Here is a 13,754-nt window from a genome sequence, read left to right as displayed (position 1 = left end):
TTAAAAATCGAACTGCTTAGTTTATCCCCGGATGGGTATCTTTTATTCGTGTGGCCACCTGAGCGGCCACACGTTAGCTATTAAGATTTAACCGTCAGGTCATTCTTAACGCTTTTCACGCCTTCAATGGCTTTAGCGATGCTTTCTGCACGATCTGACTGTGCCTGATTAGCAACATGCCCTGAAAGCTGAACAACACCGTCGGTAGTCTCAACTTTTACGTTGCGCGACGGAACAATGTCATCTGCTAATAGCTTAGCTTTAATTTCGCTGGTCGTTGCGGCATCACCGGCATAACCTTTCACTGAAGATGATTTGCTGTCTCTGACGTGTAGTTTGTCGCTGACGGATTTAACACCTTCGATTTTCTGCACCACAGCGACCGCTTTTTCAGCCTGGTCCTGTGAGGTGACGAAACCGCTTAAGGTCACGACGCCGCTATGCGTTTTTACCGAGATATCCGTGCTTTTAATTGCGTCGTCATCTACCAGCGCTGCTTTAGCTTTGGCAGTGATGCCGCTGTCATCCATATAACCATCGACTTTTTTCATAGAACTATCGATTTTCGAACCCGCGTTGTCGGCTGTCTGTGACGCTTTCTGCGACATTGATTCGTCAGCCAGTGCGCTGCCGCTGATCAGTGCTGAGCCAATCATGGCGGCCATCAGGGTTTTAGCAATCTTAGTCTTGTTCATCGATATCTTCCTTCTATCAGTTAACTCACCCAAAACTGTGGGCGAAACAGAGGCAACAAAGGCCGCTGCGTAACAGGACGTAAGGACAAGAGAAGTCTCTTCCGCCGTCCGATAGAGTAATCATAGACGGCATTTTGCAATTTGCCTGGCTAACTGGTTGATCACACGTCAAAACAGAAGAAAAACAGGGTTTTTAGGAGGAGTCTGGAAGGGTGAAAACAGGGCCATTCCCAGCTGGAATGGCCCGGAAACAGGCGATTAGTGCTCGCGCGTTTTGCGGAAACGGACGTCAGGATAACGTTCCTGAGTAATATTAAGATTAACCATGGTTGGTGCGATATAAGTCAAATTATCACCGCCATCAAGCGCCAGGTTAACTTCATTCTTACGCTGGAAATCATCAAACTTTTTAGCATCGTCGCATTCAACCCAGCGCGCCGTTGAGACGTTAATCGCTTCGTAAATGGCTTCAACGTTATATTCGCTTTTCAGACGTGCCACTACCACATCGAACTGCAGTACCCCGACCGCGCCAACGATCAGATCGTTGTTATGCACCGGACGGAAGACCTGCACGGCACCCTCTTCGGACAGCTGAACCAGCCCTTTCAGCAGCTGTTTCTGCTTCAGCGGATCGCGCAGACGAATACGACGGAACAGTTCTGGCGCGAAGTTCGGAATACCGGTGAACTTCATGTTCTCACCCTGCGTGAAGGTGTCGCCAATCTGAATCGTGCCATGGTTGTGCAGACCAATGATATCGCCGGGATAGGCTTCCTCAACGTGTGATCGGTCGCCCGCCATAAAGGTCAGGGCGTCTGAGATCACCACATCTTTGCCGGTACGCACCTGACGCAGCTTCATCCCTTTTTCATATTTACCGGAAACCACGCGCATAAAGGCCACACGGTCGCGGTGTTTCGGGTCCATATTGGCCTGGATCTTAAACACGAAGCCGCTGAACTTCTCTTCTTTCGCTTCTACCCTGCGGGTGTCGGTGTCACGCGGCATCGGACGTGGCGCCCACTCAACCAGTCCGTCCAGCATATGGTCAACGCCAAAGTTACCCAGCGCGGTGCCGAAGAAGACAGGTGAGAGTTTGCCGCTCAGGAAAGCTTCCTGCTCAAATTCGTGCGAGGCGCCCTGCACCAGCTCCAGCTCTTCACGCAGCTGTGCGGCCAGCTCTTCACCGACGGCAGTGTCGAGATCCGGATTATCCAGCCCCTTCACGATGCGGACATCCTGAATGGTGTGGCCTTTACCGGTCTGGTAGAGATAGGTCTCATCTTTGTAGAGGTGATAAACCCCTTTGAACAGCTTGCCGCAGCCGATAGGCCAGGTGATCGGTGCGCAGGCAATTTTCAGCTCGCTTTCCACCTCATCCAGCACTTCCATTGGATCGCGGATATCACGGTCAAGTTTGTTCATAAAGGTCAGGATCGGCGTATCGCGCAGACGAGTGACTTCCATCAGCTTACGGGTACGATCCTCGACGCCTTTCGCGGCATCAATCACCATCAGACAGCAGTCAACGGCGGTCAGCGTACGATAGGTATCTTCCGAGAAGTCTTCGTGACCTGGGGTATCCAGCAGGTTTACCAGGCTATCACGGTAAGGGAACTGCATCACCGAGGTGGTAATGGAGATACCACGCTGTTTCTCCATCTCCATCCAGTCCGACTTGGCGTGCTGGTTAGAGCCACGGCCTTTTACGGTACCGGCGGTCTGGATAGCCTGTCCGAACAGCAACACTTTTTCGGTAATGGTGGTTTTACCGGCATCCGGGTGCGAAATGATCGCGAAGGTGCGGCGGCGTGCCACCTCTTCTAAAAAGGGATTAGACATGGAATTCTTCTCAATAGGCAGCGCAACGTACTGGCGCTGCTGATAAATCACGGTGGCCGGCAGAACCTTACCGGCGGGTAAACGGTGCCAAAAACGATCTTTTATCGTTGGCGGGTCAGCGCGACGTTACATTGGCGTGAAGTCCGGTTACCTGGTCAGCTTTAAGGCGGCATAGCATACAATATTTTGCGCGCGGCGGCGAACAGCGGCGGAGGAAATTGTTGCCTGCCTGCGCGCAAAGGTCAAAACAGATGACAACCCGGCACACACTGTGCAGGATAAGGTTTTTCATTTTCAGGGAATCCCCCATGAGCGCCAAACCGGTCCCCCTCGAGGGCCGTATTCGACAATACTGGGATGAGCTTTCCCTTCACGAACAACGGCTGGCGGAGGTGCTGCTCGCGGCTCCCGGCCAGCTGGCGATGAATACAGCCACAGAACTGGCGCAGAGCGCAGGTGTCTCCAAAGCCACCGCTACCCGTTTTTTTCGTCATCTCGGCTATGAAAGCTACGAGGCGGCGCGTCGTCAGGCGCGCGAGATGCAGAACAGCGGATCGCCACTTTATCTGCACTCCGGCGTCAGCGCTTCCCCACTCGACAGCCTGATGCAGCAGCATCTTGAAAAAGAGATTGCCAATCTGGTCAATACCTTCCGCTCGCTGGATGGGGAAACACTACAGGCGTGCGTTGAGGCGATAGCGCAGGCGCGCCGCGTCGTGGTGCTGGGCTGGCGTCACAGTCAGACTATTGCTGCCCTGATTTATCGCAATCTGCTGCACGTTCATCCCGGCGTTACGCTACTACCACGCGCGGGCGATTCTCTGGCCGAACAGCTTGCGACGCTCGGCCCGCAGGATATGGCAATCTGCGTCGGTCTCCGCCGCCGTATGCCCGCGCTGGATACGGCAATGGCAGCACTCAGCGTGCAGCAGGTTCCCATGCTCTATCTCTCCGATGCGCTGGCGGGAAAACCTGCACGCCACGCGTGCTGGACACTGCGCTGCCATACCGATAGCACTCTGATTTTTGACAGCACGGTGGCGCTCTCCGGCGTCTGTAATCTGCTTTGCTCGCTGGTAGCACGCCATTCAGGTAAGGCCGGTAGCGAACGCCTTGCCGCAATTGAGGTGCTGCACCAGCAACTCGACGAGCTGGAATAGTGCGCTACGCTGACGCATTTTTGTTCATCTGACGCCCTGTAAAGGTGCGCCGCTGTCCGGCGTGCCAGCCCTCTTAACCTCCTCACAGAAACAAAAGAAAAATAAATATCATTATATGAAACTCATGTTTCTCACTGATTCTGTTTACAAAAGCAGGTAGCGCATCAGCCATCTGCTTCATCACTGTTACAACGTGGCACAAAAACTGCTCAGGTACAGGTGACCTTCACCCATACCAGGGACCACCATAATGAAAAAAATTGCACTGCTCATCGCCGCACTGCTTGCCGTCAGTGCGGCGCAGGCTGATACGCTAACGGACATTAAAAGTGCCGGCAAAATCACGGTCGGCATCGACCCGACCTTCCCGCCCTATGAATACACCAGTGATAATGGCGAGGTCACCGGTTACAGCGTGGCCATCATGCGATCGTTTGCCGACGATCTCGGCGTGAAACTGGTGTTTCAGAAAACCGCCTTCAGCGGCATTCTTCCCGGTCTGATCTCAGGATCTTTTAACGCGGAAGGATCATCACTCAACGTCACCGCAGAGCGCGCAAAGAAAGTGCTGTTTACCGTGCCCTACAGCAAAACCGTTAACGGTGTCCTGATGCGTAAAAGCGACGCCGAAAAGATCAGCAAATCCGGACTCTCTCCTGAGCGCCTGTCAGGACTGCTTGGCGCAGTGAAGAGCGCCAGCGTGCCGGAGCAGTTGCTGAAAAGCTTGAATGAGGCGCTGAAGAAAGCAGGTAAACCGCCCATTACCATCATCAGTGTCGATACCCTGGATCAAACCGTCAGTACGCTGATGACAAAACGCGCTGACTTTGTGCTGGATGATATTGCGGTGCTGGCACCGATCGTGAAGAAGTATCCCGACAAATTAGTACAGGCCGGAGAAGTAGGCCCTTCGCAGTGGATGGCCTGGGCCACGCGTAAAGAGGATCTCAGCCTGAACAAGGCAATCAGTGATCATATTCTGGCCATGCAGCAGAGCGGTAAACTTGCCGCACTGCAGAAGCACTATCTCGGCACCACTTTTACCGTGCCCGCCACCAACTTCATTCCCGCGGAGTAAGCGATGAGCCCTCTCTCTTTCACCATACCCGCCGGGCACGGCCGCACTTTTCTGGTTCGTAAAGGCCAGCTGATTACCATCATCGACAGCGAGGGCCAGCAGGCTGCCGATTTCGTTGCGGTGAATGCAGCGAATCATGATGAGAAACTCTCGCCGGTGCATACCCGCCAGCATCTTCGCTCGCTTTTCTTCAGACCGGGGGATTCACTCTGGTCCAGCGAAAATCGGCCGCTGCTGCGCATCGTCTCCGACACCATTGGTATTCACGATGCCAACGTCCCGGCCTGTGATCGCACCCGTTTTAGTGTCGATTTCGGTGTGGAAGGCCATCGCAACTGCGTCGATAACCTGCTGGAAGGGATGAAGGCGCACGGCATCACCTATTACGCATTGCCGGAACCCTTCAACCTGTTTCAGAACGGCCCGGTGACGGCCGATGGCCGCATGGAAGTTACCGATCCCCACAGTCAGGCCGGTGACAGGATCGTCTTCGAGGCGCTGTGCGATCTCATCTGCGCCGTCTCATCCTGTCCTCAGGACATCATTCCCGGTAATGGCCTGCAGGTCACGCCGATCGCCATTGAGATCCATGACAGCGAACCTGCGGAGGTCACCCATGCTGCTTATGCGTGAAGGTTTTACAGAAGATGCACCGCGTTCGGTTGCCGCCCCGCTCACCGTCGCGGCGGGCAGTGTGGGTTCGATTCAGGTTCTGCGGGGCCAGCTGCTGCGCATCAGCGCGCTGGCACCGGGTGCTGTGGCATCGCTGTTCGGGTTCAGCCTTGTGGATCCGACGGTATGGCTCTCTGTTCATCACACCCGCGTATTCAGCAACAGTTATCTGCTCGGCTCCGGCATGCGCCTGGTAAACAATCGCCGCCGCCCGATGATGGTGCTGGGCAAAGATAGCGTAAAGCGCCATGACCTGCTGCTGCCCGCCTCAACGCGCGACTTCCTGGCCTCGCGGGGGTATCAGGATGAGGGGTGTGTGGAGGCAGTCAGTCGCGAGCTGTCGCGTCTCGGCATCCGGGCACCGAAGCTGCCAGACCCCATCAATCTCTTCATGCACGTCAGACTAACGCAGGCGGGAGAGATACTGCCCGAACCCAACCTGACCCGGGCTGGCGACGCGATTACCTGCCGCGTCACCATGGATATGCAGTTTGTCGTTTCTGCCTGCAATACCGGTATTGAGGGTAACGACCAGCCTGCGCCGCTTCGTATTGCCGTTGCGGAAAATCTTTTCGATTTTAACGAGGATTAGTGGGTGATGGGGCTGAATGAACAGGTGGTCAGCGCTCTGCCCGAACTGGGACATGGTCTGCTGATGACGCTCTCACTCACGCTGCTGGCGGCGCTGCTTAGCCTTGTGATGGGCCAGCTTGGCTGTTTTCTTCAGCTGCGCCGCTTCTGGTTGTGGCGCTGCGCAGGCCGCCTCTATATCAGCCTGATGCGCGGCACTCCCGCCATCGTGCAGCTGTTTGTGGTCTTTTTCACCCTGCCACGTCTTGGTCTTGGTGGACATCCCATGCTGGCGGCGGTGATCGCCATTGGATTCAATAGTGGCGCTTACGTGGCAGAGATTCTGCGCGTGAATCAGAGCCTGGTGACGCGCGGTCAGCGCGAAGCGGCACGCACACTGGGACTGAGCCGGTGGCTGACCTGGTGGTATGTAATCAACCCGCAGGTCGTGCGATCGAGCCTGCCGATGCTGGTGAGCGAATTTACTATTCTGCTCAAGACCACGCCACTGGCGTCGGTGGTGGCGCTTACCGAACTGACCTACGCCGGACAGATTGTGATCGCACGTACCTATGAGGCAACCCAGGTATTACTGCTGGTCGCGGCGGGCTATCTGTTAATCGCGCTGCCGCTGATGCGCATTGCCCGCCGGCTGGAACTCAGAGGGAAACGCCTATGATGGACTGGCAGGCGATTCTTACAGCACTGCCCTCACTGGGCGAGGGGATGGCGGTGACGCTGCAACTCTGCGCCGTCGCTGCATTATGCTCGTTATTGTGGGGCATCATTATGGCGATCGGTATGCTGCGCGCTCCCCATTTCTGGCGAAAGCTGTTGCGTTTATACAGTGCGCTAACCCAGGCGCTGCCGTTGCTGGTGGTGATCTATCTGCTCTATTTCGTGTTGCCAGACTATAACATCACCCTCAGCTCGCCGCAGGCAGGCGTGCTGGCGCTGACGCTCTACTACGCCCCTTACGTTGCCCAGGTTATACGCAGTGCGATTGAGACGCTGCCGCGCGGTCAGTGGGAGGCGTGTCGCGTGCTCGGGCTGAGCCGGATGGAGCAGTTGCGTGATGTGGCACTTCCGCAGACGCTGCCACAGATGCTCTCCCCGCTGGTCGGGTTGCTCATCGGTCTGATCAAGGATTCCGCGCTGCTCTCCATCGTCTCAGTACAGGAGTTTATGTACGCAGCTAAGGAAGCGATCTCCGAGACCTATGCTCCGCTGGAGATCTACCTCACCGTAGCGCTCAGCTACTGGGCACTCAACAGCCTGCTCGACGGGCTGATCCGCCGCATTGAATTTCGCATGACGCGCTACCGGCGCACCTTGCCACATTAGTCAGGAGAATCTTATGTCAGCTGAATATCCGCAGCGCGATACGCTGCTTATTCCCGCGCGTCACGGTAAAGCCGTTTTACTGCGCAAAGGCGAAGCGGTGCAGGTCATTAATCTGCACGGCACACAGGTCGTGGATTGCTGGGCGTATAACGCAAACGACCTGACTGAATATATGTCGATGGAGGCGACACGCGTCTGGAACCAACGCCTCAATCCTCACGTTGGTGACAGTTTTATCACCAGCCAGCGCCATCCTATCCTGACGCTGGTTGCGGATACCTCGCCGGGCGTACACGACACCTTTATGGCAGCATGCGATGCACGCCGTTATGAGCTTCTGGGGTGTACCGAACCGCACCGAAACTGCCATGACAATCTGTTTGAGAGTATGGCGGCGCTGGGCTTAAAGCTGCCGCACGGCAATCTGGCGTCGTTTAATATCTTCATGAATATTCAGGTGCAGCCAGACGGCATGACGCTAAAAACGCTGCCGGTTGTGACGCGTCCGGGAGACTACATCATCCTTCGCGCCGAGATGGATTGCTATGTCGCCTTTTCCGCCTGCCCGCAGGATATCGTCAGCATTCAGGGGGCGGGCGACAATACCCCACGTGATGCGGAACTGCGTATTCTCACAGGAGGATTTCCGCAACCCCAACTGGCCGGACCGTGGGTGCCAGCCTGACAGAATGATGTTGCCCGCCGCAAGGAGACGGGCAACGTTAATCTCTATCCCAGCACCTTTCTGACACAGGCTTTAAAGATCTGCACGCCAATTTCCAGTGAGCTGAGATCAAAACGCATATCAGGATGATGCAGTCCTGGCGTCAGGTTGGTACCCAGCCCCCAGAAGCCCGCTTTCACACCCGGACGCTTCACCGGATAGTAGAAAAAGTCCTCGCTGCCCGGCGTGGTGCGGGTCGACAATGCGCCCTCTTCGCCCAGCACCTCGACGATGGCGGCGCGGATCACCGCCGTCGCCTCATCATCAATCTCGGCGGCGGGCATCTCTTTCAGCACGCGGACCTCCGCGGTGGCACCCAGTGCCGCCACGCTGTGAGTGATGGCACGCGTAACCTGCTCTTTCAGCAGCGTCATCGGCCCGTTCTCCTGCGAACGCAGATCCCAGACTACGCGCGCTTCATCCGGCACCGAGTTGGTGACACCCGCATCGCACAGGAAGCGAGTCGCTTTGACGCTCCAGGTCAGGCCGGGCGAAAGATGGATAGCGTTAACCGCCTGCACTGCCTGTACGGCCGCATCCAGCGCATTCACACCCAGATGCGGACGCGCCGCATGGGCGGGCTGGCCTTTGATGGTGGCTTCGAGCGTGCTGCAGGCGGAGTACAGTACCGCAGGCACCGCCTGGCCGACGACACACTCCTCCAGCGGACGCAGGTGGAAGCCAAGAATCATCTCCACATCATCCAGAGCGCCACCTTCGATCATTGCCAGCGCCCCGGCACCCAGCTCCTCGGCGGGCTGGAACAGGATCTTCAGCCGGCCACGTTTCACCGTGCCCTCCTGCAGCAGCGCCGTCGCCGCCGTCAGCACGACCGATGAGTGGCCGTCGTGACCGCAGGTGTGGCGCGCGCACGGCACGCCATCAATGATGTGGCCCAGTGCATCCATATCTGCGCGCAGTGCCAGCACCGGCCCCGGAACACCACTGTCGATCTCCGCCACAATACCAGTGGTGTTATTGATGTTACGCGTTACCTTCAGGCCCGCTTTCTCCAGCTGGTCCGCGATATAAGCCGAGGTTTTCACCTCCTGAAAACCCAGCTCCGGAATTTCATGCAAATAGTGGTAATGCTCTAAAACCTCAGACACAGCGTTACTCCTGAATAAACAGACGCATAACAGACATTGCGATCAGCGCGTTAATGATGCTCACCAGCATCAGCAGCGGCCAGTATTTTTTGGGCACATCAGCCACGCCCAGCAGCCGCCCCATATATTGCAGCTGCGATCCCATCAGGAAAATCGCCGGGGCCAGAATCGTAATATCCGCACCGGTCAGCAGTCCTTTGGTCAGCAGGCTGACCGCGACACCCGTGCCTGCCGACGACGAGAGCCACGCGGTGAGCAGCACAGTAATCGCCTCACCCGGCAGACCAAACAGCCCCATCACCGGCGCAAAAACATGCCCGAGAAACTGCATGATGCCGAGCAGATTCAGCACCTCAGCCAGCACATACGCCATCACCACATTCGGCATGAGATTATGAATGGCGATGTGAAAGCCTTTACGCGCGCCGGTTACAAACACATCAAAGGGATTACTGCTGGTTGCGATTTTATTTTCCATCAGCGAAATCCTTCTTATAAACACTGTTTAACACAGCGCGCGTTATCGCCGCACCGACAAATTTAAGAACAAACATTAATAACAGCGGAATAATAATCGGCAGGGTCATGGAGGCGAACAGCGCTGAACCGATGGCGAAGTAATTATTGATTAACCCGGCACCGGAATATTGCCAGGCACTCATGACGACCACCTCTTTTTTGCTGATCTGCTTTTGATCAGCCATCTCTTTGGTTAATGCCGCGCCCGCATCTGTGCTTTGCAGGTCGGTGATTAACGCCAGACCGCAATGGCCAGGTAATCCCATCAGCGGTTTAAGCAAAGGTGTCAGCAACCGGTGCGCTGCGCGAATCGCGCCATAGTGGGTGAAGATTTCCAGCACGCCCAGCGCCAGCATCACCGTGGGCGTCAGCGACAGCGCAAACAGGAAACCCGCTTTGGCGCTGAGTCCGCCTGCGCCCAGAAAGGTGTTACTGGCGGGATCTTTCATGGTACCAAAGCTGCCGCCCAGGGTGGTGAAGTCGAACGCACCCAACCATGAAAGGCCCTCGACGTGATAAAACAGCCCTGAAAAAAACAGAATGGCAAAAATTAACGACACATAACTGCCTTTGGTCGCCGTCATTTTCACCGGATTAACCACACTCTCGTCTGACATTTCTTTCTCCTGATAACTGCCTTGCCGAAAATTCCCTGGCATTGCAAATTTCAACGTTGGGAAGTGAGTTTCAAGCAGGATTTATGCCAGAGCAGTTGTGAATATGATTATTAGTGTCTCGTCTGTCGCGATGGGACGTTTTATTCATGCCGGCTATATACTTTTATTCAGAATAACGTTGTTATACCGCAACGTTATATTTTCGGGTCGTCATCAGAATGCGGTTATTTGACCTGTTGCTGCAGCGCCTGCACCAGCATGAACACCCCCGGTCGCACTATCATGGTGCTGATTACCCTGAATTAATTGGCCAGCAAAGTATGATGCAGGATGAGAATTGGTCGCATTCAATTTCCGAAATAATTCTATTTAAATCAATCAGATAAAATAGCTTATTTTGCCGAAAAGGCTTCACATTACGCACATGTTTGATGCATAATTCACCGACTTTACATCTGTATTTAACATCTTCTTAAAAGGACTCGGCCATGCTGACTGCTGAAATGACTGGGCGTTTAAACGACCAGCTGAACCTGGAATTTTTCTCTGCCAATCTTTATCTGCAAATGAGCGCCTGGTGCAGCGACAAAGGCTTTGAGGGTGCCGCTTCCTTCCTGAAGATGCATTCACGCGAAGAGATGCAGCACATGCAGCGTCTGTTTGACTACCTGAGCGATACCGGCGGCATGCCGGTGCTGGGTACCATTGCCGCACCACCCGTCGCCTTTACCTCGCTGAATGAAATTCTGCAGCAGGCGCTGGAGCATGAGCAGCTGATCACCAGCAAAATCAATGAGCTGGCCCACGCTGCTATGACTTCACAGGACTACTCTACTTTCAATTTCCTGCAGTGGTATGTGGCTGAGCAGCACGAAGAAGAGAAGCTGTTCAAAACTGTGCTGGATAAACTGGCGCTGGTCAGCAACAGCGGCAACGGTCTGTTCCTGGTCGATAAAGATCTGGGCCGCATGAGCACCGAGAATCACGCAGAATAATGTTTATCGGCCCCTTTTCGGGGCCGATCTTATTTCCGTCTTGCTGACACTACTGCACCGCTATTCCAGCCGATAACTTGCCGCTTTCTCGCCATTCACACACAGCTCACGATGTTCGCCTTCAGGCAATAACAGCGCGATCTCGCGCCAGGCGGGCTGGTAATCGCCACGTTTTTCCACCGTCAGGTCGATTCGGCTAGCGCTGCTGCACAATGTCCAGCTCAGCCACAGTGCATTGCCCTGCTGCCAGCCATGGCTCTCGCCATCATCATCAAACATTTCGCCCTGAGTCGTTATGCCTTCTGGTGCTGGCCACAGTTGCCACTGCCGTACCGTGTCGCGGCGGGCATCCGTCGTGGTTTCACACTCGCCCAGTGGGATGATCGCACCAGCCCGCACCAGCAATGGCAGCCGATCCAGCGGTGCATCCAGCGTGATGGTTTCGCCGCCCGCAAACGCTTTACCGCTGTGCCAGTCATACCAGCCCCCACGGTTACGCGGCAAATAGACATCGCGGCTGCGCGCACCCTGCTCTACGACGCTGGCAACCAGCAGATCGCGACCCAGCATAAAGTCATCACACTCCTGATAAGTCTGCGGGTCCTGTTCATGATCGAGGAAGGTCGGGCGCAGCATTGGCTCATCTTCTTCGCTGGCCTGCCACGCCAGATTGTAAAGGTAAGGCATCAGCCGATAGCGCAGGCGGACCGCCTCGCGGATCATCGGTGTCACTTCCGGATACATCCACGGCTCGTTCACCGTGTGATCGTCATTCCATGAATGGATGGTAAAACGCGGATGCATCACGCCATTCTGAACCCAGCGCACAAACAGCTCGGCATCAGGCTTATCGCCAGAGAAGCCGCCGACATCGTGTCCGACGTTAAACAGCCCGGACAGGCTCATGCCCAGCCCCATGCGGATGTTGTAGCGCAAAGTCTGCCAGCTGGTGCGATTATCGCCGCTCCAGGTCTGCACATAGCGTTGCATTCCGGCACAGCCGGAACGGGAGATCAGATAAGGGCGTTTGTCTGGCGCAAACTGCTGCTGGGCTTCCATCGAGGCGCGCATCATCAGCAGCGGCATTACCGGACGGATATGCTTGATAGCAATCGGCTGACCGAAACCGTGACAACGCGCTTCGCCATCCCATACCTCATATTCGTTGTTGTCGTTCCAGGTGGAATCGATGCCCTTTTCCAGCAGCTGTTGAGTCACATTCTCCTGCCACCAGCGCACCGCCTGCGGATGGGTGAAATCAAGGTGCGATCCCTCGTCATCCCAGAACACCGATCGCTCCGGGCGATCCTGCTCAGAGTCACGAATAAACAGCCCCTGTGATGCGACTTCCTGATAGCGAGGATGATCCTGCAGCAGACAGGGCTTGATGTTGGCCGCCAGCTTCATGCCGGCACGATGAAACGCGTCGCTCAGCGCATTGGGATTCGGGACTTTGTCGTAGTTCCAGTTGAAGACGTAGCGCTTGTTATTAATCGAGGTGTAACCGGATGAGAGCTGGAACGAGTCGCAGGGAATCTCATGCTCGCGACACAGACGGATAAAGGATTGCAGCTGCTGCTGTGCGTCCGGCGCGTCGGTGTAATGCATGGTTGAACCGCTGTAACCCAGGCTCCACTTCGGCTGAAACAGCGTGCGTCCGGTCAGGCGTACAAAAGCTTTGGTCACGTCGAGCAGCGTCGGGCCGAGCATCATGTAGTAATCGAGATCGCCCGCCTCGGCGCGGTAACGGCGATAAGGCAGATGGTAGTTATCCAGCTCATTCCCCAGATCGAGCCAGCTGCTGCTGAGATTGTCGTAAAACAGGCCGAAGCTGACGCCATCGCGCTGCGTCAGGGTAAACGGAATATGTTTGTAGAGCGGATCGGTACTGGCGGCGTTGTAGCCCATGGCGTCGAGATTACGCATCTCAAAGCGACGGTTAACGCGGTTCAGGTCGCCACTCTTCTCACCCAGACCATACACCCGATCCTGCGGCTGACGACGCTGATAGTGCTCGACCCCGTCGCCGTGTGCATTCAGCAGATAAGCGCCGGTGTGCCGATCGGCTGTCAGGGGCTGCCAGCTCGCGCCGTCAAACTGCTCCCAGCTCAGGCAGAGCGGCTGATGCACGGTGACGCGCAACTGTTGCGTGCTGAGACGCAGTTGCTGCGCATCGTGCTCCACCTGAAACGTCGGTAATGTAAAACCATCCAACGCCTCGCGGTCACGTCCTTCCCAGGGCACATCCTGACCGGGCGCAATACTCCAGGTGCGGTTCAGCGCCAGCTCACCGTCGCGTTTCAGCAGCACACGCATCAGCTTCTCTTCCAGCACATAAAGCCGCAGGAAATGACGATCGTTGACCTTGAGCTCAACAAAATGATCGGCCTGCTGATGCAGCGTCCAGTTCTTCAGGGTTTTCATCG

The 13,754-nt window shown here is 55.7% G+C and carries 14 protein-coding genes; 8 read left to right on the top strand and 6 right to left on the bottom strand.

Annotated features, from left to right (window positions below; translation table 11 throughout):
* Positions 1-80: 80 nt before the first annotated feature.
* Complete coding sequence (gene osmY, locus LQK91_RS15830) at positions 81-695, bottom strand: molecular chaperone OsmY (protein WP_039659344.1); 615 nt, start codon at positions 693-695, stop codon at positions 81-83.
* A 258-nt stretch (positions 696-953) separates the two neighbouring features.
* A complete protein-coding gene (gene prfC / locus LQK91_RS15825) occupies positions 954-2,540 on the bottom strand; it encodes a peptide chain release factor 3 (protein ID WP_105099925.1) in 1,587 nt (528 codons plus the stop codon).
* 308 nt (positions 2,541-2,848) lie between these two features.
* On the opposite strand from prfC, the gene LQK91_RS15820 reads away from it, so the two are divergent.
* The 7 genes from LQK91_RS15820 (at position 2,849) to LQK91_RS15790 (ending at position 8,049) form a co-directional block, all read left to right on the top strand.
* Positions 2,849-3,700: a MurR/RpiR family transcriptional regulator gene (locus LQK91_RS15820; protein ID WP_078804970.1), complete on the top strand. Its 852-nt coding sequence runs from the start codon at positions 2,849-2,851 to the stop codon at positions 3,698-3,700.
* A 250-nt stretch (positions 3,701-3,950) separates the two neighbouring features.
* Positions 3,951-4,778 carry a transporter substrate-binding domain-containing protein gene (locus LQK91_RS15815; protein WP_105099903.1) on the top strand — a complete coding sequence of 276 codons (828 nt, stop codon included), beginning with the start codon at positions 3,951-3,953 and terminating at the stop codon, positions 4,776-4,778.
* A 3-nt stretch (positions 4,779-4,781) separates the two neighbouring features.
* Positions 4,782-5,411 carry a DUF1989 domain-containing protein gene (locus tag LQK91_RS15810; protein ID WP_033761428.1) on the top strand — a complete coding sequence of 210 codons (630 nt, stop codon included), beginning with the start codon at positions 4,782-4,784 and terminating at the stop codon, positions 5,409-5,411.
* A complete protein-coding gene (locus tag LQK91_RS15805; RefSeq protein WP_105099904.1) occupies positions 5,395-6,042 on the top strand; it encodes an urea carboxylase-associated family protein in 648 nt (215 codons plus the stop codon). The genes LQK91_RS15810 and LQK91_RS15805 overlap by 17 nt, the downstream gene beginning before the upstream one ends.
* 6 nt (positions 6,043-6,048) lie before the next feature.
* Positions 6,049-6,699 (top strand): amino acid ABC transporter permease, encoded by a 651-nt coding sequence (locus LQK91_RS15800; RefSeq protein WP_003848526.1) that lies wholly within the window; start codon positions 6,049-6,051, stop codon positions 6,697-6,699.
* On the top strand, positions 6,699-7,364 hold the full coding sequence (locus LQK91_RS15795; protein WP_003848524.1) for an amino acid ABC transporter permease: 666 nt from the start codon (positions 6,699-6,701) through the stop codon (positions 7,362-7,364). The genes LQK91_RS15800 and LQK91_RS15795 overlap by 1 nt, the downstream gene beginning before the upstream one ends.
* 13 nt (positions 7,365-7,377) lie before the next feature.
* The gene (locus LQK91_RS15790; RefSeq protein ID WP_105099905.1) at positions 7,378-8,049 is read left to right on the top strand and encodes a DUF1989 domain-containing protein; all 672 of its coding nucleotides are present in this window, start codon (positions 7,378-7,380) and stop codon (positions 8,047-8,049) included.
* A gap of 44 nt (positions 8,050-8,093) precedes the next feature.
* Here the strand turns inward: LQK91_RS15790 and LQK91_RS15785 are convergent, their stop codons facing one another.
* From LQK91_RS15785 to LQK91_RS15775, 3 genes are read right to left on the bottom strand one after another with little or no spacing between them, the layout of a single operon-like run.
* Complete coding sequence (locus LQK91_RS15785; RefSeq protein ID WP_008925715.1) at positions 8,094-9,197, bottom strand: M20 peptidase aminoacylase family protein; 1,104 nt, start codon at positions 9,195-9,197, stop codon at positions 8,094-8,096.
* A gap of 4 nt (positions 9,198-9,201) precedes the next feature.
* Positions 9,202-9,675, bottom strand: coding sequence for a YjiG family protein (locus tag LQK91_RS15780; protein WP_003848518.1), 474 nt, complete (start codon positions 9,673-9,675; stop codon positions 9,202-9,204).
* A complete protein-coding gene (locus LQK91_RS15775) occupies positions 9,665-10,333 on the bottom strand; it encodes a nucleoside recognition domain-containing protein (RefSeq protein ID WP_003848516.1) in 669 nt (222 codons plus the stop codon). Before LQK91_RS15775 ends, LQK91_RS15780 begins: the two co-directional genes overlap by 11 nt.
* 488 nt (positions 10,334-10,821) lie before the next feature.
* On the opposite strand from LQK91_RS15775, the gene ftnA reads away from it, so the two are divergent.
* Positions 10,822-11,328 (top strand): non-heme ferritin, encoded by a 507-nt coding sequence (gene ftnA / locus LQK91_RS15770; protein WP_003848509.1) that lies wholly within the window; start codon positions 10,822-10,824, stop codon positions 11,326-11,328.
* A gap of 60 nt (positions 11,329-11,388) precedes the next feature.
* On the opposite strand, the gene LQK91_RS15765 is transcribed toward ftnA, so the two are convergent.
* Positions 11,389-13,752, bottom strand: coding sequence for a TIM-barrel domain-containing protein (locus tag LQK91_RS15765; RefSeq protein WP_105099906.1), 2,364 nt, complete (start codon positions 13,750-13,752; stop codon positions 11,389-11,391).
* Positions 13,753-13,754 lie beyond the last annotated feature (2 nt).

It is taken from the genome of Pantoea sp. MHSD4 (assembly GCF_021043305.1).
GTDB lineage: Bacteria > Pseudomonadota > Gammaproteobacteria > Enterobacterales > Enterobacteriaceae > Pantoea > Pantoea eucalypti.
The sequence above is the reverse complement of the archived record's forward strand: the minus strand, read 5'-3'. Positions and strand labels throughout refer to the sequence as shown.